Here is an 18,995-nt window from a genome sequence, read left to right as displayed (position 1 = left end):
AGCAACCTGATAAAATGACAAGTCATTTTAGTGCGTCATCTAATCTGCGGCTGTGCTCAAGACTCTCTTTGCAGCTGCATCTCGATTGGTGGCGACGCCGAGCTCTTGGCTCGCTTCCTGCATGTATAGCGCCAACGCCACTAGCTGGAGGGAAGTTGATCGATGTAGCGCCGAGATTCCAGGGATTCGCACGCTAGATCCTCAGTCGATGCATTCTCAGCTGCTTCGCGTCTGACTACTCGAACCGCCGCTCCATCGCGTGATGCTCGGACTCCTCCCACCTGCGCTCCCGTTCGATTAGAAGGTCGAGGTCCGCAACCTTCTCCACCACCAGGGTCCTGACCTCAGGCGATTCATATGTAATCAGCTCGCGAAGCGCCTGCTGACGGGCCTCGATAATCGGAACGCGTGAGTTCGTCCAACTGCTCGGCACGGCTTGGCCGAAAGCGAACTCGATCAGGCTCGATTTGTCAGACGCAGTGTCGAGAAGCCGCTTGAAGTGTTCACTTAGTCGAACCGAGGATGTCGAATCGTCGATCACCTCCGATCCGTCCTTTGCCTCGTAGACGCGGATGTTGCGCGCAACGAACTCCTGCCGTCGAGCATCATTCCCGCACCACGTCAGGAGCTGATCGACGGGTGCGAGATTCAGCGACGGCGAGGACTCACCGGATCGCTGCCGGAACAGCCAGCCCACCGCGTCGGACTCGGGATCATCACGTTCGATCTCGAGTAATGCATCCAGCAGCATCTCCGGACGCGCCTCGATGAATGACGACAGCACCTCGGAGTAATATTCCCGCGAGAGTCGATATTTCTTGGCCCCGTCACAGAGTTCACCGACGAGCCGGGCCACCTCGTCGTCGGGCGCCCCAGGAGCAAGCGCTTCTACGATCAGCCTGCCTATACCGTGGTGGGCAGGTCGGTTCGCGTCGTCGGACCGATCACGCAACAGGTGACCCAGTGCGAATCGAATGGCAGAGAAGATCTCAGGCCCCGGGATATAGTTCCAGTCGGCCCTCGCGAGTAACCGCATGATGAGCATGTCAAACGACGAGTGGTATCCCCCTGGTAGTTGGCAGACCGCATTCGTAAGCGCTGAAAGCTCCACGTCAGACATCGATTCATGACGTCTGCCATGGCCAACCGCCTCAAAATAAGCTGCGGGCACGCTGCCATTTCGAGCAATGTCAAGCAGCCGCGCGCTCACCCACGGCGTAATCCGCGTGGACAGAAGTAGCCAGACGCTGTACGGCTTGAGCTTATCTTCCGTCAGCAACTTCTCCTGCAGTCGGGGCAGCAGGGCCGAATCACGCTCCGCGATCGCCGACAAACAGCCTTCGATGAACTCGATGCTGGCGCGGTCTGGGGCATGTGCCTTGAACGAGCGGATCAACATCTCAACTAGGCCTTCTAGATCGCCGTGGGCTTCGGCGTAGCCATGACCCAGCCAAGCCACCGGTCTCGCGTAAGTCGCCCAAATCTGCGACGCCAGCCGATCGAACAGGCCCGGGTTGGATGCGAGCGCCCGCCCTAAAGCGAAGACGCGTTCCCGCAGTTCGACCATTTCTGCCTGATAGTCGGCGCCTCTACGGTGCGGATGCGCCCATTCGTTTACGAAAGCGTAGGCGTTGATCTCAGACTCGAGATCGGAGGGCGCTGCCAGAGACCGCAGTCCCTCCAGGCGCCGAAGCACCGCCGGATGAAGACTGGCGCCGTCGTACTCGAGAGTCTGGCCGATGGCAAACCAAACTGCAGGCCACCGCCCGCCTGTGGCATACGTTGATAATAGGGCTTCCAAAGCGTCGAAGCAGCCAGCATAGGTCCAGAGCTGTCGAAAGTTCGCTGCGATCAGAGACTTCGCCCACTCGCGCGAGTCATCGTTTGACTCAAGTATCGGATCGAGCAACGAAAGGAATCCGTCATACCAGTCGCGTCGCTCCTGTCCGGATTTGGGCTTCCAACCCGGTCCGCGGTTGCGCGCGCCGAACTGAAATCCTCCGAATGATGTCCACGACCGCGCCTCAAAGGCTGCGCGGAGCAGCTCGCCAGCGATCTCGCGGTCACGAATCTCACCACTCGCAAGCAGGCTCCGCACAAGCGCCTGACGTCGCGCCGGGCCAGCCATGGTTCCGGATAGATGCAGCTGATGGAGTTGGCGCAACCGACCCACGACGCTGTCATTGTTCTCTCCACGACCCTCAGTCCGAGCGATAGAGAGCAGGACACTCGCTGAGCGGTCGAAAGCCTCGTCGTCATAAGCCAGATCGACGAGGAGCCGGACAAAACGCTGAACGTTAGGATTGGCGCGGTCCGCGAACCCCGGAATACGGGCCGATTGCTCGATCGCGCCAAGAAGGACATCCGGGAAAACCGGAGCCACATAGTTGAGAACCACGAGGTGGTCCTCGCCGAGTGTCGCGAGGTTGGCTAATGGTGCACTCGACTCGACCCAAGTGAGGGCCAACTCGCGAGCTCGTTCGTTGTCATGAAAATACCCGAGACGGTGAGCACAGGACTGGAGCAGCCGGATGTTCCCAGGGCGCAGTAACTCGCGGTTGATGTCCTCAGGTTCGTAGTCGTCCAATGCGCGGCGCGCGAGGCGGTTTGCGAGTGCATGCGGCAGCACTGCGCGCCAGCTTCCTCGCTTCTGGGCGAGCTGCCTGCGCACAAGCTCAGTTTGGGCGCGCTGTAGGTCGGCGCGAGCTACCTCAGATATCGACGACAGGACCCCGAGTTCATCCCCGTACTCTTCGCGGGAGACGTTGAACGAGTAAACCAATGATAGAGCCGTTGCCGCCCGTAGTAGATCCGCTGACTCGCCCTTGCGCTGCTGGAAAAGCCGCAGGAAGAGCTGCTCGTCATTAAAGCTTGTAAGCGATTCGTCCGGCTCCACCCGGTCAGCAAGCGCCAGCGCCAGTCGGGCGTTGCCGCCGGCGAATTCGGCAATACGCGCTGCATTGAACCGGTCAAGCTTGTGGTATCGCCGAAGAAGGAGCTTGGTGACTGTCTCCTCGCTACTTGGCTCGATATGAATGACATCGGTCTCCTCCGGTCGATCGTCAGAGATGTCGTACTCGATGGTAAGCAGGCGCAGTGGAGAGGAGCTGGCACTGAGCTGCTTCTGCAGAGATCGGTGCGTCTGTGGTGGGCAGTTGTCGAGGACGACATAGCTCGCCAGCTGGTTAGCGATCAGGTAGGTGACCACGGCTGATGCGGAAGGTGTCAGGTCCTCACCTAGATCGGCGTAGAGGACGTCAGTTGCAGGCAGTGCGTCATCCCCAACATCCTCTTCGAACAGGGCCTGTGCAAAACGTGTCTTCCCCACGCCTGACAGCCCTGTAATGCGCACGGCGCGAGAGCCTGACCTCAGCCGCGCCCGCGCCAGTTCTATGCCCTCCATGATCGTCATCAAGTTCCTTTTGCTTGAGCTGCCATCGCTCACGCAACGGTGCGCGTCGGACAAAAACTCGTCCTTATCGGCCTTTGGTGTCGAGGCCCAGCGACCATAGGGGCGCCAACCCGCTAGCGGCTTGCCAAGCTTTTCCCGCACCCAGAGCGCAACACCGGGATGGCTCTTCAGCCACAACGCCAGCCGGTCGGCTCCATAGAAGTCCAAGTGAAGATCCTTGCCCGCACCATATGTGCTCAGCGCCTCCTCCATGCCGGCGAGGCGCCCCTTGTACATGGTCGCCGAGCAGCTGTCCTTGCCGCTGACGATGATGTAAGCGCCCTTCTGATCCGCAAGTGCCTTGATCGAGTCCTTAAGCCCACCCGCCTCGAGCATCTCCCGTTCGCAACTCCCGCGGCTCATGCTGTGCTTCTTCACCTGGAACCCGGTATGCGCACGGGGGACGAAGGCCGGCCGCACGAGAGGAAGTTCGGTCGCCACGCTAACGTCCAGTCCGCCGTCAGCTGCTTCCTGCGCCCCGCCGGCTTGCACGCTCGACCGGGGAATTCCCTGCTCGCGAAGCTCCGCTTCCGCTAGTCGAGCGACCAGCTCTCGCAGCTGGCCGTCGTCCAGGGTGGTGATGTCGGCAGCGGCTAATTCCAGGAAGTCCATCAATCTCTCGAATTTTCGGTGCGGGCCCCTCTCGCCCATAATGCCGAGGGTGTGACCCGGGTTGTTGGGGGCTCGACTGACGAAGCTTCTGAGCTTCGAGTAGATTGCTAAGTTGAACAACTCTAGGTCCCGAACCTTTTGGCCAAGCCGGGGCCTGGTCCGGGTAGTGCAGGTGTCTTTCAGATGGCCTACAGCTTGTCTATCGCAACTATTGCGACCGTAACAAGGCCCAACCGCCATCAGCAAGCGGTCCAGCCCCAAAGCTTGTCAGGCCTGTCGGCTTTTAGGGCGGGCAGGGTCTCCCAGCATAGAAGAGCCCGAGCCGTGCCCGATGCAGACGGGACTCTTCCTACGCCGCTTCGTAATGGAGGCACGCTCTACGTCCGCTATTGGCCGAAAGCGGACGTCCCTTCGGGAGGGCACTCTTGCGCAGGTGGTAAAGTCCACTCCCCACCCAGAGCTGGCATCCCCCGAAGCGCACGCTTGGCACCCGGCAAAGTCCGGCTCTACATCGGCTTGCTAGCCAGACCCGGCCGTCCTAACATCGAATCGTATCAAGGGGGATAGCGTACCGCACGGTGCGCTGTTGATAAATCGTCTGACCGGATTCAGGGATCCGGCTATTAGGTGTTTAGCGCCCATGCCACGAGGCACTCAAAGGTCCAGCCGTGTTTTCAAGTCAGTACTGTCGCGTGCAGAGAAGGAACTAGCACTAGGCTCGGAGAAGGCTGGCGACTTCCATCACAACGGTATTCGGGGGGACGAACGGGCCGCATCTCTTATGCGCTTCCTGCAGTCCCACCTGCCGATCACCATGGCCATTGCCAAGGGTGAAGCAATCGATTTTCGCGACAAGCGGTCAGGTCAACTAGATCTAATTATCTATGACAAGAGTGCATCCGCCCCAATTTTCACCGGCGGAGAAAATGTACTCGTGCCCGCTGAGGCGCTTTATGCCGTGATCGAAGTAAAGAGCGTCCTTTCGAAGGACGAGCTAGAGAAATCTGTTGAAGCAGCGAAGACGATTAGGAGCCTGAGGCCCTTCAAGGAGCCGTTTATTGGACCGCGACGCGATGGTATTGCTGCGGAAGACGGAAAATGCCGTTGTGCTTACTCAATTTTTGCCTATTCAACGAATCTAGGTGCGACCGACTGGCTACAGAAGGAATACATGCGCACTATCGGCGCACTTGACGCTGCTGGCGCGGCCCGTGATGTCGTTGAAAGAGTGGTTGTGCTTGGTCGTGGACTTATCAATCCAGCAACAGCAACCGGAAAGGAGATCACGGATGACAACGAAAGCATCTTCCTTGAGTACTACCTACACCTCATGAACTTTCTCTCACGAGAAAGCGCCAGAAGACCCCAAGTTGACTGGCAGATCTACACATCTCGCGGCACTGGCGGCTGGAAGAAGCTCAGTGATGGTAGCTAACAGTTGGTTCAACGCGACGCCGCCTCTCGGCGTGGCTCAACTCAGGCACTCAATGTCCGCTTCTGGCCGGAAGCGGACATTGAGACCGTTTGGTGGTATGCCAAGTGGTAACGTCCGCTTTCGACCCAAATCGTACAGTGCGGTTTGAGGCACACTGTGGATCATCCAGGCGTCATCGCCCCTTGAATCAAACTTTGAGGTGCCGGCGGCGCATGCGGCGTGATACTTTCCTCGTGCCTAGCGCGGCGATTGGATCTACGCGTGTTTATTGACATGTTCTTGGGCATCGCGCGCATCAGCTTCACGGCAACCTCCAGCAGGCCGATTAGGACGTATCGGACCTCCGCGAGGCGCCGCACGCGCCCTCGCCCCCCCCATCGGAACTCTCCAAGCACTGTCGCGCCCTCGAAATTCTCCAGTAAGATTCCGGTGCCGTATACTTTAGGCAGGGGTCCGAGCAAGGACCCCATTAAGTCGGGGCACCGTGCCGGCGAGGTCCGCCGTCTTTCGAGAGAAAGGGAATGGTAGTAGCGCTTACCTCAGAGCTCGACCAGCTCAAGGCCTTGGTGCAGGCCATCGATCCGCCAACGCGATTGGAGCACCTGACCGCAGCGCTGATTGGCGAGCTGATCGGGGTGTCGGTCGCGGTGGCCAAATCGGGCTTCCAACACGGGGCGGACGCCGGCACCACCGGACGACAAGAGCGGTTCTTACGCATCGAATGCAAGCGCTACCGGGACGACACCTCGCTCAGTGACCGGCTTCTGCTGGGCGAGATCGATCAGGCGATCGTGGCGGACCCGGCACTGGAGGCGTGGATCCTGGCAACCACGCGCGAGGCCGACGAGCAGCTCGAGCGTCAGCTGTTCAAGCACGGCAACGGCTACGGCATCGCTATCCTGATCGTCGACTGGAAATCCCACGACGACCCCGCCATGGCCGCGCTGCTGGCCTCCAATCCCGCGCTCGTATCTAAGCTGCTCGATCCGGCTGCCGGTGCCTTGGCCGCCCGGTTGGCGATCCCCTTGTGCGCGGCGATTGAGCGTCTGCGGCGCGATCTGGCAGCCTGGCACATCGGCACCGCCGTCGTTCGTCGTCAGTCGTTCGCGCGCCTGCGCTCAATCTGGACCGATCCGCGTCAATCGCAGTCTCATTTCGGCCAAGTCGTGTCCGGTGGCGCCAAGCGGCACATCCACCGTGCGCAGGTGTTGCGCCAGTTGGACGAGTGGTGGAGCGCACACAGCGGTACCGCGTCGCCGGCCTGCCTGACCGGTCTGTTCGGTGTGGGCAAGACTTGGGCGGTTATCGATTGGCTGATCGAGCGGGCCAACCACTTGCCGGCCACCTTGCTCATCCCGGCCGCTGCGGTAGGTGGGCGGGATCTGGGGTCGGTATACGAGGTCAAGTCCTTCTTGGCCGAGCGCTTGCTCGAGATGACGCAGGTGCGCGAAGCGCCATATTGGCGCGCCCGACTGGAGCGCATGCTGCTGCGTCCGCCTGCTGAGGGGCCGATCCTGCTGGTGATCTTCGACGGCATGAGCCAGCAGCCGCACGGAAACTGGGAAGGCCTGCTCAAGGTTCTGCAGGGCGTAGAGTTCGTCGGTCGGGTGCGCACGATCACGACGACTCGCACGCTTCATTTCGAGGTCAAGCTGCGGCGGCTCGCGTCGCTGGTGGATCCTGCCGTGGCTTTCGAGGTGGGAGGATACGACCTCAAACCCGACGGTGAGTTTGACCAGATGCTCACTTTGAACGGCTTGCGCCGCGCGGATTTACACCCTGACCTCTACACGACCGCGCGGATACCCCGGCTGTTCGATCTGGTGATCCGCTTTCACGAGCGGCTCGTCGACGCCGGCGCGGTGACCTTGCATCGGCTGTTATGGGAGTACGGCAGCGACAGTGCCGGCGCCTCGGCAAACAAAGCGTTTTCCGCGCTGGAATGGGCCGAATGGCTGCGCGCGGCGGCCACCGGGTTTCAGCAGGGCATCCGCTCCTATTCGCTCAAGGCGCTCAGTGATTCCGCCACACGCTCGGACTTGGCCCCAGGGGAGGTTTACCAGCGTCTGAGCGAGCTGGCCGATTCCGCGTTCTTCACCAGGCTTTCGGACGGCACGCTGCAACTGACAGCCTCGCTGGTGAACCATGCCCTCGGCGCCACCGTCGTGCAGTTGCTGTCCGCCAGCCCGGACGCCACACGCGAGGCGCTGGAGTCCGCACTCGAGCAGTGGCTCGATCCCATCAGTGGGCTGGACCAGCGCGCGGAAATCCTGCGTGCCGCAGTATCCATCTCCCTCGAGTCGGGACCGCCCCGCCCCCTCCTCGGCGTCCTCACGGCGGCGTGGCTGCAAACGCAGAATTTACCCGAGAACCATCAAGCCGAGGTGCAGGCGCTGGCGGCTGAAATGCCCGATGCCTTGCTCGACGCGGTCGAGCTGTCACATCGCTACAACCACGCGGCCAGCCGGCACACCGCGGTCAAGGCGCTGCGTGGCGTTGATCGCGGTAATACGTCGGTGCGTGCGCGCATATTCGTCCGCGCCGCGCAATGGCTGCGCGTCATTTCGCGCGGGGTGGAGCTGCGCACTAAGTCCGAGCCGGACGCGGAAGGCGACGCGCACCGGCACAAGCGATGGATCGAGCGCATCGGCGTCGATGCCTCGGGCCCGATCATGCTGCTGGGCGAGGCGATGGTGCTGGTCGATCGCGACGAGGGCCAGTGGACAGACCACTTGCCCGCCTTGGTCGAGGGTTACCCGCTGGTCGATGCGGTGCCCGCGTTGCGCTTGGCTGCCATTGCCGCGGCCGCCGGCTCGAACCATCGAGCGTGGGATCAGCTGCGCTGGGTGTACCTGTTCAATTCGGTCGATGCCGATTCCGTCGCAAGAAGCGTGCGGGCAGCCGCAGCAGACATGGCTAGTCGCGTGCCCGAAGTCGGCGTGCATCCTCAACTGGCGCGGCGGGTCGCCGAGCTGCTACTGCACGTGTCGGGCCGTGAAGAGGACAACGAGGCCGCTGCGGCACTGAACGTGGTCATGGGCCGACCGTTTACCTACGAGGAGCACTACCTGTCCGATCCCGGCCGAAGCCTATACTTTCGGCTGGAGCGCCGACACGTATCAGCGGTGCTGGTGGATGAGACCCTGCCACTGCACGTACGTCTGCGCAAATGCGATGACGTGTGGTTCGATCCGAGTTTCGAGCCACCTCCCGCCTTCTGCCAAGCCGTCGCCGACGCGGCGCGCGAGTTCCCGCTGGTCGACGTGCGTACCGGCCGTTACGCGACGCGCGAAGACCTTAGCTTCAATGAGCAGCAGGCGGTCTTGGCGCGCTGCGCGCCGCAGGTGCTGGCGGACTTGCATCGCAAACTGGTGACGCGGGCTCCGACGACTGTGGTTGCACGCGCCGCGCGCGCCTGGCACCAGAATGATGCACTCTTGTTGCACGGGCCCCAGCAGGCTGCGGCGGCCCGCACCTTGCGAACAGTCGAACGCGATCCCTGCGAAGGCGATGAGACCCATGTCGCGACGCAGTTGCTGCTGACCGAACTGACCGATCTCGACGCACTGGCGCAGGCCGTGCTGGTCGTGGAAGCCGACCTGTCGGGCATCGCGACCACGATCACCGATGACCTGCGCCCGATGAGCAGCACTGAGGTCGATCAGTTGATCGAGCGCTATCGGTTCGGCCCGCCCAAGCAGCAGCAGGACGTCTTGGTGCTGTTGATCACCGAGCCGCCGACGCTGAGCGATAGGGCGTGGGACTGGCTGCTGGAGAAGACGAACTCGACCGACGAGATCGACGTGCGTCTGGCGTTCATGGTTCTGGCCGCCGCCGATCCCCGTCGCCTTGGCAAGCACTTGGACCAGGCGGGCTGGGGCTTTACGCTCTATGGCGACACGCTCGCGGCACACGCCGCATCCGGTGCGCTCATCGAGGCCACCCGCGGCCAGCCGTTCGAGCAGGTTGCCACGCGCCTGGCACCGTGGCGCTTGTTGGAGGCCGTACGCCTGCGCGGAAACGACGCCTCGGAAGCACGCGTCGCCATGGAGCGGCTGGATGCCATTCTCGCCGGCGGTCCGCGTGACGCCCCCGACCCCGGCGCTCAGATCTTCGTGCAGCGCACGGACGCATCGAAACGACCGCCGCGGTACTCAGTCCGCCCCATGCCTCCCGAGGACCCGAACTCGGCCGAAGCATTCGAGCACGCTTTCGATGAAGCAGCGCAGCAGGAGGCGTACCGGCGTGCGAGCGAGACGGCACGCGAGCGCGTCGCCAAGGCGCGCGAGGAGGGTGCCAGCCTGTATCTGGAGTTCGTCACGCGCGAAGACGGGCACGCCATCCTGCAGCACGCTCCCGACCTGCTCACGCGGTGGATCGACGGACACGAGACCTCGAGCACCGAGTTCGTGCGGCGCGTGCAGTTGGCCGAGGGGCTGTTCCTGGCGATTGCCGAAGCGCTGCTTATTGCGCAGCCGGCGCTTGGCGCGAGCATATGGCGCGCCGTGGGCGGCGCTATGCGTACACGGGTCATGGGCGCGGCGAAGCTGCCCGACCTTTGGCACATGCTGTTCCGGGTCCCGGCCTCGGCCGAGGTCATCGCCCTGCGCGAGGCGCTGCTTGACCCGAAACACACTAACACCGATGCGCAGCTGTACGAGCTGGCACTCGCGGCACAACTCAACGGCGGCGCGGCCTGGCTCGAGGCGGTGATCGTGCGCGACCTGGGCTCGCATGTGCCTTGGCGGCAGCAGCGCGCGGAGGTCCTGCGCGGCTTTCTGGTGGGCAACGAGCTGCCGGTGGCGGGGGCATGGCCTGAGGGCCCGTCGCGCTCGTGGGCCCAGGAGATCCGGCGGGGTGCGGCGCGCTTGCGATACCTGGAAGCCTGCGCCCGCCATTGGTGGCGCGAGTACTGGCAGCGCGACGACCCGGAAGCGGCCTTCGCCGCTTGGGTGTTGTTCGACTACTGTGCCGATCGGCGCGCCCTGTGCTGGATGCAGGAGGAAGCGGCTTCGCTGGACGAGGCAGAGCGGACCCGCAGGCGCCGACACTGGGCCATGAACCGACCACGCTGGAAACACGGCGCCGAAAAGTCTGCCCTCTCCCTGCAGCGGACCTTCTTGCGCCGAAACACGGACGATATGGTGTGGCCGTGGCGCGATTAGCAACCACCTCCGCCCAAGCAAGGTAGGTTGCGAGGTTCAGGACCGAGTGAAGCGATGACGCCCTGGCCGACCGCGCGAGGCAGAAGGGCATGGCCATGACCTTGTACGACAATCCGCTGCTGCGTCGACAGGATTTTCCGACGTCGCCGCTCACTGCCGCCTCGAGTTCGAGTGAAATATAGGGACCGCGTTCAAGCGCCTCGCTCCGCTTCTTGGCACCGCCTAGTTCGGGCGCTGGCAACGACCGATATTGGCCGGAAGTGGCGTTGAGCGAGTGTCAATTCAGTGCTGCACGGCAACAGCCGCGGGATCGGCCTAGGTCACAACAGCGTGGTGCGCGAACGCGGCAACGATTACATGATGTTCCACGGATACGATCCCAAGGACGACGGCCTGTTTAGGCTGAAATCGCTGCTGCTGACGCATGTTCGCGAAGGTTGCTCACAGGCTTCGTTAAATTGAGTCAGGCGATCCGGATCGGGCAAGGCTCTTATGCGCCGCAGTGCTGGGCCAAACCCCTCACGCTGCGGCGTTCCCTCGCCGTCCTGCACAACGGAACGGAGCTATGTCAGGTTCATAAAAGTTGCGGCCAGTTCATCGTAGTGCTCAAATTTTACGAAGACTGTTCGCATACAGCGAGCTGATATGGCGTTCAGCGGCTGCACTCCCATCGCAATATCCTTCAATAGACCATCCACAAAATCGCTGATGGTCTTGATTTGGTTGCTATGCACCACATCAATTTCATCTTTCGGCGGCTGCCTTTTGGGAGCTCTTGAGAAAGCTTCCAAAGCGGCGATTCCCTCGCCTCTCCTACCCTGCAAAAGCAGGAGCATTCCCTTCAGGTACCTGGCGCTTGAGGAATGGATTGCCGCAAAATCATCGAGCATGGCCTCAAAAAGAATGATGTCCCTAGTCTTTAGCATGTTGAGCAGGACGTCAAAGTCAAAGATGCTCATAAAAGCAATATCGCATCCTCCGTCGGCGGATACGATTAGGCATCGCAACGCTTCAGTGTGGTTGCCCGTGGATGCAAGGAATGCTGCCATTTCGTAGCATGCCCCGACATGCCCTTGGTTGTGAGCCTTCGACAGCCAAAGCAGGCAATTGTCATCCTGGATGCCCCTGAGTCCAGTGCCGATCCAGTACATGGCGCCAACGTGCCCGTTGCTTGCGGCCAGCAGCATTGCATGCTGTTCTGCCACTGAAAGCCTGTGCCGCGCCGTTAGAAGGGGGATGCAGGTTTCATTTATGACTTGTTTGAGATTACTGACGAGCTCGTCCCACTCAAATCCAAAATCGCGCATCGAGCAGCTATCCAGATGCTTCTTGGCGGAGAGGTTTTGCCTGTCGCGCTGAGTGGAGTATTCATTCCTTTTCTCAGCCTTGTATGTGCCCGCTGTCTGCCCGTTGGGCAAACAAATTTCTTCAGTTGCTATCTCGAGGAGCGCTTCTGATAGGTCGCTATGACGATGTCCAAGCCAGCGCCCTAGACTGAGATCATAAATAATGCCGTTGTGCGAAACGGAAGTCGTCTTATGAGCCTTCACGGCCGCACTCCCTTAGCTATGAGCTCGATCGCAGTAGGCTTGCGCCGCGAAAACGGCCTGGTCGAATGACATGCCAGGGTGGCGTTCCATGTACTCAATTGCAATGTTGAGCACCAGTCGCTCGCGACCAAGCGGCCCGGAGGCAAGCATCTTCTGCTCGCTGTCAATACGTGCAAGCGTACGTCCTTTGTGCTTGCGACGTTCAAAAGTGGGGAGGACGGATGGCCTGAGATCTTTCACTGTTCAGCTTCCTAGATGAGGTGCAGGAGGCTGATAGCACTTGCGCGCGGATCCGCCCCCCACTGTTTCACACAAGTGAGAAAAGAGAATCCGTAATTTGCGCGTGCGCTGACCACGAATGAAGTCGTGGCGTTAGGGTAGCGCGACTTCGTCGTACTTTCAACAGCGCCGCATCGCTTTGATTTTCTACAAGAAAATGAAAGTGCGCGCCGTGTTTGATGGACAGAGCGCGTGGAGGCCCGAACTCTGCGGTCGCAATTCGCAGGATGTCAGCTATTGGCCGGAGGCAGACATTGGGATGACTTGGCGGCCGTGCCGGTTGTGACATCCGCTGTCGACCTATAGCGGACGACAACGTGCCTACCTGAACAGGGTGCGCGTCCTAGGATTCGCAGTCTCTCTGGTTCGGCGCAAGATTCGTGGCGCGCGCGTTTCTCGCGGAGGTATTGCCATCTTGCTGCTTTTTCCGTCGTGCCAACACATCAGTGCGCGTGCCTCCGCGCACAGCGTTCCACTGCTCGCGGCCGTCCTCGGTCAGTACGATGGCGGCACCCTCGCCCTCCAAGTACTCGCCGCGCAGTTCGCCATCCGGTCCGCCATCCCGCCAGGAATACGCTGTTGCCACCAGCTCGCCAGCGACGTCATGCCACGTGATCTGATCCACCGTTCGCCAATGCAGCTGCTCGGCGATATGCGGGTTTATGACCATTTCCCAGCGTGGCATCGCGCCCAGCCCGCGCCGCGCCACCAGCTGGACCGGCGAACCGATCGGCAGGTTGTGCACAAGTCCGGTTGGATCTCCCGTCGGCGGCAGGATCACGCCCAGCAAGCGCAACTGGCTCCACTCGTACAGGAAATCGAAGTGGCGGCCGCGGTAGCACGTGATCTCACCCAAGACGAAGTCCGCGGCGGCATGATCAGCGACATCGTCGTTGACACCCTCCAACCACGGCGTCTCGTCGCCGCTGCCCTCGGGCAGGACCGGGCGCCTGACGAACGCCGGCCGCGCGTCGACGTCGGTACGAGGCCAGCATGGTGCCAAATGTAACTCGCGCAGCAGTTCGTCGACGCGGTTGCCCGGGATGCGTCCGGCGGCCGCCAACTCGCCGCCGACATGCCGCAAGGCGCGCAGCGCCACCGTCACGTGGGGGTAGAAAAACGTGTTATGCAGGCCAAACATAGACAAGCGGGCCCTCAAGCGGTTGATGCCCGCCTGACCGAAGGCTTCTACGCCGCCCCAGCCGTCGATCAGCTGTTGAGCGCGACGGCGCACGTGATCCTCGGACACGCCGGCGATCTGGGCGAGCAGCTCAATGGCGTCCGGGAACGGCGCGCTCCACGCTGCGGGATCGGACACAGAGGGGGGGCCGAAAGGCTGTGCTCGCAATTGGTCCGCGCGGTCAGGGGCGCCAATGGGCGGAAGCGCGAGGCTATAGAATGCCGGCATCGGCGTCCTCACTGGATCAACCTCGCGGCCCGAGCGGGTGGCGAGCCGCCGGGCGAGTTCCCGAATGCCAAAGTCGGCATGGCCGGTGAGGCTAACGACGAGCGCGACCCACTCGGAGTTGAGCTCCGCGCGTGTCGCACTGTGCATCAGCCGTAGGCCGTCGATGACAACGTCATCCTCGTCATTGGCCAGTAGGCTGCGCATCAGCTGCGCGAACGCGTTCGGATCGTCGGCCGCTAGCGCGAGAGCGGCGCGGCCGGCATGCCAGCGCACGTGGGCCACTGGTAACGAGAGCATGCGTTCGATCAGGGAGGCAATGAGGGTGGCGTCCGTCTGCACCCCATCAACGCTCACATCCTCGCCAAGTCGGTAGTCGCGCGTACTCGGCAGTTGTTCTTCCACCGCGGCCCACATCGCCGCCCAATCGGGCGACGCGGTGAGCACCGGCCAGATATCGTCAACATCCCACAGCAGCGCGCTGACCTGCTCTTCCCCCGCCACCAGTGTCGCGATGAAGTTGGCATAGGCCGTGGGGAACACTGCGTCGCCCTCCAGCTGAAGGCGTGCCGCGAAATAGCGGCGTAGACCGCCACCCCAGATCCATGACCAGCGCGAGCTGCTGTCATCGGCCGGCGGATAGTCGGCGACCAAGCGCGCCGCGGTCGCACGATCGTCGGCGGCAAGCGCGCGATCCACCAGGCCGAAGCGGCATTTGTAATCGGCCTGCAGCTTGGGATGGCGATCGAACAGGGCCAGCGCCCCCGGGAAGTCCGCGTCGGGCAGCACGCGTACAAACGCTATCGAGGCGTCATGGCTGAGTTCACCAACCGCGCCGTCCATATCCAGGCGCGCGATCAGTTGCACCATGTCCGGCACGTTGTCGTAGCGCGTGGGAGAGTTGAGCACCCGGCGACGCAGACGAGGAACGCCTTCCAGGCATTGCGAGGCTGCGTCGACCGGGGTGGCATCTTCACCACGTGCGAGCAGCGCGGCACGCAAGGTCGCCAGTGCATCCGGCCGCACGTCAATCAGTGCGTGTCGCTCAATACTCTCAAGCAGTCGATCACGCACGCGGCCCAGCTGCTCAGGTACTGCAAGGCGGATGGCCTCGTGCAGGAATTCGCCTTCTTCCGATTCTCGGTAGTAGGCGGCACGGTGGAAGGGTAGGCACAAGGCCACCCACAGCTCGACACAGGGCAAAACGCGCGACGGGGCGCGGCGCACCGCGCCTTTCATCAACCCATCAACCATCGCCGGGAAGTCGATCAACTCGTTCGCAAGCAAGGCATCGGCGACGCTGGACGCCAACGCTGCGCTGTCAGTGGCGGCCTCGGCTACGAGAACATGGGCCAATCGGCGCGCAGCATCGCGACCCTCGGTGGCGCTCATCCCGATCGCCTGGCGCGTCAGCACGCGAACGCGATGCGCCCGACCGGGTGGGTCTGCCCGGTTGGCGGCTTGCAGCAAGCTCGCCCAGAGGGCGTACTGCGGATCCTTCTTGGCACGCATGGCGTAGCCCAGGGTCTCCTCGCGCTGCTGCGCGAGCAGCTCGCGCGCACGCTCGGGGCGTCCAATGCGCGCCATCGACTTCGCCAGCCGCGCCGTGCTGGCTAGAAACTGGCTAGGGGTGCCTTCCTCGCGCTGACCCAGCAAGGCGTCCAGCCGCGTTTGCGCGCCGTCAACATCGTTGCTTCCCGCGGCCACAGCTTCTGCCACCAAGATTTGCAACGGCGTGTGGCGATCTCCTTGGCGCGGGTGCTCGGAGAGCAGCTGATCGAAGGCCGCCACCGTGCCCGCGAGTTCTGATGCGCCCAGGCGTGCGGCAGACCGGAGCAAGGAACCCAACACCTGGGGGGCCGCCTTGTCGAGCTGCAGAGCGCCGAAATGCTCGTCCACCCCAACCGTGCCGGTCCTGCACACGTAGCGCATGAAGCTAGCGCACAGCTGTGCCGCGGCGCCAGCAACGACGTTCTGCGGCTCGCGCCGGCTATGCGCGGCAAGCTGTCCGGCATCTAGGGTGAACTGATGGAGCGGGCGCAAGACGGCCTTTCTAGGCGGCGATGCCGGAGGCGCCGGCAGATCTATCCACACGCCCAGTTCAGCGGCGTCCATGACGGCGCGGACGAGGTGGGCTGCCTGATCGACGTCGGTAGCATTGTCCAGTTTATTCAGCGCCGGAGTCGACACGCCGTCATACAGGGCGCGCGCCTGCGCGATTAGGCCGCGCCGGGCTGCGAGCAGTGCCGCGGTGCGACGAAGTCCCAGCGGTACCTGCGCGAGCGCAGTAGCGTCGGCGACCGCTTCGGCTAGCGCCGCGGTCGCCTGCGCGAGATGGTCGGCACCGTCCGCCAGCAACTGTCGTGCCGCTTGGGTCGCCAGTAGCGCCCGTGCTGTCGGCTCCAGACGAAAGTCGGCGATCAATGCATCGCGGTCAGCCAACGGACTACGGGCGAGCGCAGCCAGCGCCGCGCGCGCGCGCAGCTGCATGCCCACCTCTTCGGGCTCGTCAATCAGACCGGGCTCGCGTTGCAGCGCCTCGACGACGCGGTCGATCCCTGCGACCAGTTCAGCCGGTGACCGAAACTCGCTCGCCCGTTCGGCCCACCGGGCGAATTCGTCCCTGCGCATGGACGGCGCGTTGCTCATGCGGTCGCTGCCCAGATCGTGCAGCGGTTCGATCTGCTCGAACAAGGTTCGCGCCCGATCGAGGTTGCCCTGCTTCAACCATGCCTCCACGACCAGGAAGCCGTCGCCCCCGACTTCGTCAAGAAAATCCTCGGCCTCCTCGAGTAGCCCCAGTGCCAGCAGCGCCCGGAGCGATTCGTCCGGTTCGTCGAAGGCCTCGGCGCGCCGATACATCTCGTCCGCGGCCAGGATTAGCGTAAAGGCAGCGGTTGGGTCGACCACCATTTGGAGGGAACGAAACGCGAGGCGAACATCCACGCGAATTTCCGACGCCGCGCGCCCAGCCAAGTATTGCGCGCGGAACAGCGTCGGTGTGGCCAAGGCAAGCGCTTCGCTGTGCGCACCGGCGCGCATCAGGTAGCGAGCCGCCAGAAAACGCTTTGGCGAATTCGCGGGAGCCCGTGCGGCCAAGTCCGCCAGCTGACGGTAGGTGCTCGCCGAATAGTCTGCGTCCGGCAGCCCGTAGCGCGTGCGCGTGAGCCGCGTCAGGAACAACCGAAAGCTGTTGTGGAAGATGGACCATGCATGGCCTGAACGCTTGAGCAAGTGGCGGACCTGCCGCCAGGTCCGCTCGATGGCAGCTGATGGGTGCAGGCTTTCTAGGTCTCGAGGATCCAGCGGTGCTTCGGCTCGAGCCACCAAGCCCAAGATATCAAGCACCTCGTTGTCTTCTGCCAAGCCGCGCAGGGCGGCCGCGTACAAGGCGTCGATGTCGCCCACGTACTCGAAACCTTCGCGCAGAATCCGGTCGCGGGTGGTGTCATCTTCCGCCGCGACCAACGCCTGCAGCAGATAGTGCGTAGCCAGCGGATGACCTAGGGTCAGTTCTCGCAAGCGTGGCCGCGGCACTGCCGTCGGCACGCCGAGGGCATCGGCCATGGCAGCGATGGCCGTCAAGGACAGCCCCTGCATTTCGACCTGGCGCTCCGCCATGCTGGCCTGGTCGCGTACGGCCGGGGGCATGTCGGGCAGGTCCACGCGCTGGGTACCCAGGATGAAGAGTACCCCGTCAGGCACCGCTGCCGGCAAGGGCAAGTCGGCCAGGAACGATCGCATCGGTCGCTCTTCGCGCGGCACATGGTCCAGGCCGTCGACGATAATCAAGGTGCGCAGGCCATCGGTGATAAAACGCTCGCCGGCCTGAGCCAACAAAGCTCCAATCTCTTCGCGGCGGTGTCTCTCGTTCTCGCTAAGGAACCGCACCCCCGGCAGACCTGTATTACGCAGCCCGGCAGCCACGTCTTCCAAGAAGTCAGCCGATTCCCCGCGTCCAATGCCTTGCGCTCCGCCGGGCACGTAGGCCAAGTAACGCACGACCACGAGTTGTGGCTCGGCTTCCAGCGCGATCTGTAGCAAGGTCGACTTGCCTGAACCGGGCGGGCCGATCAACGACACGTAGCCGCTTGGATGATCGCGGACCACGCACCGCAGTTGCGCTTCAGTGCTGGGATTGCGTTGCACGGCCACGCCGACAGGGAACTGATGGCGATGTCGCGGCTCGTTCTCGGGCCAGCTCATCTCCTCAAGGAACTCGGCCCGCGTCCACCGATCACGTTCGGGCACGCGCGCGACTAGGTGCGGGAGCCGATCGGCGATGCGGTCGACTTGTGGCTGAGTTCGGCTCGTGATTCCGTAGAGCGCGGCAAAATTCGGCTGGTCACCGTGCACTAGTTCCAGGCGCTGGAAGAATTCCTCAAATTCGGATTGGGTCAGCCCAGAGGCAGCCTCTAGATCGTCCAAGAACGGGCCCGACGGCGTGGAGCGCCACTGCGCCAGCGACCGGTCCGGATTGGCTTGCCACTCGGCGACGAACTGTCGTGTCGTGCCTCCGTTGCCGACGCGATCAGCATCTGACGGCGTATCGTCCACCACGACCCGCAGGCGGATGCGCACGTCGGGACAGCTGGCTTTCAGCTCCTGCCAAGCTTGCACCAGCCCGGGCAGCAAGCCCGCCCCACCGGTCAGGAGCGTAGCGATGCGAAACGGGTCCGGATCGCGTCTGGACTTAAACTGGTGGCCGATGACTTCGTCGTCGAAGCCGAGTACGACGTCGTCAGCGATGCCCGCACACCGATCCGCCACGCCAACCCAGCGCAATTGCCGGGTCTGGAGACCGTGGTAGATGGCGGCGGCCGCGGACGCGTACTGACGCGTGTACCCAAACATGGCATTTCGTTCGCCCGCGCCAGGCGCGCGACGAGTCGGTGCTGTACCGCCAGCGGTACCCTCGCCGCGGTCGACTGGATCAGGGGCGCTCATACCGTCATCTTAGAGAATCATCTTTGCTCGGCACAGATGCTTGCGCGTAGCTTCGCGGCCCATTAGAACGAAGATCAGTCGACCTCTACCGAGAAGCTGCCGCCAGGTGCGATTATGCACTGGCTTGTTAGCCGGACCCAGCGGCCCTAAG

General features: G+C 62.8%; 6 protein-coding genes. 3 read left to right on the top strand and 3 right to left on the bottom strand.

Annotated features, from left to right (window positions below; all coding sequences use genetic code 11):
* Positions 1–235: 235 nt before the first annotated feature.
* Positions 236–4,063, bottom strand: a complete 3,828-nt coding sequence (locus tag AC1DCU_RS06805; RefSeq protein WP_442251427.1) for a hypothetical protein — start codon at positions 4,061–4,063, stop codon at positions 236–238.
* A 640-nt stretch (positions 4,064–4,703) separates the two neighbouring features.
* Between AC1DCU_RS06805 and AC1DCU_RS06800 the strand changes: the two genes are divergently transcribed.
* From AC1DCU_RS06800 to AC1DCU_RS06790, 3 genes are all read left to right on the top strand, one after another.
* Complete coding sequence (locus tag AC1DCU_RS06800) at positions 4,704–5,498, top strand: DUF6602 domain-containing protein (protein WP_442251428.1); 795 nt, start codon at positions 4,704–4,706, stop codon at positions 5,496–5,498.
* A gap of 521 nt (positions 5,499–6,019) precedes the next feature.
* Positions 6,020–10,663 carry a hypothetical protein gene (locus tag AC1DCU_RS06795; RefSeq protein ID WP_442251429.1) on the top strand — a complete coding sequence of 1,548 codons (4,644 nt, stop codon included), beginning with the start codon at positions 6,020–6,022 and terminating at the stop codon, positions 10,661–10,663.
* Between the two features lie 285 nt (positions 10,664–10,948).
* Positions 10,949–11,125: a hypothetical protein gene (locus tag AC1DCU_RS06790; RefSeq protein WP_442251430.1), complete on the top strand. Its 177-nt coding sequence runs from the start codon at positions 10,949–10,951 to the stop codon at positions 11,123–11,125.
* 101 nt (positions 11,126–11,226) lie between these two features.
* On the opposite strand, the gene AC1DCU_RS06785 is transcribed toward AC1DCU_RS06790, so the two are convergent.
* Complete coding sequence (locus AC1DCU_RS06785) at positions 11,227–12,213, bottom strand: SEL1-like repeat protein (protein WP_442251431.1); 987 nt, start codon at positions 12,211–12,213, stop codon at positions 11,227–11,229.
* A gap of 622 nt (positions 12,214–12,835) precedes the next feature.
* Complete coding sequence (locus AC1DCU_RS06780) at positions 12,836–18,751, bottom strand: hypothetical protein (RefSeq protein ID WP_478013581.1); 5,916 nt, start codon at positions 18,749–18,751, stop codon at positions 12,836–12,838.
* Between the last annotated feature and the right edge of the window lie 244 nt (positions 18,752–18,995).

This window comes from Stenotrophomonas sp. 10L48 (assembly GCF_056395105.1).
This window is presented reverse-complemented; position numbering and strand designations above follow the sequence as displayed.

Coding starts and splice junctions, on each gene's coding strand:
- AC1DCU_RS06805 (WP_442251427.1), bottom strand. CDS start 4,063: ATGGACTTCCTGGAATTAGCCGCTGCCGACATCACCACCCTGGACGAC.
- AC1DCU_RS06780 (WP_478013581.1), bottom strand. CDS start 18,751: ATGTTTGGGTACACGCGTCAGTACGCGTCCGCGGCCGCCGCCATCTAC.
- AC1DCU_RS06795 (WP_442251429.1), top strand. CDS start 6,020: ATGGTAGTAGCGCTTACCTCAGAGCTCGACCAGCTCAAGGCCTTGGTG.
- AC1DCU_RS06800 (WP_442251428.1), top strand. CDS start 4,704: ATGCCACGAGGCACTCAAAGGTCCAGCCGTGTTTTCAAGTCAGTACTG.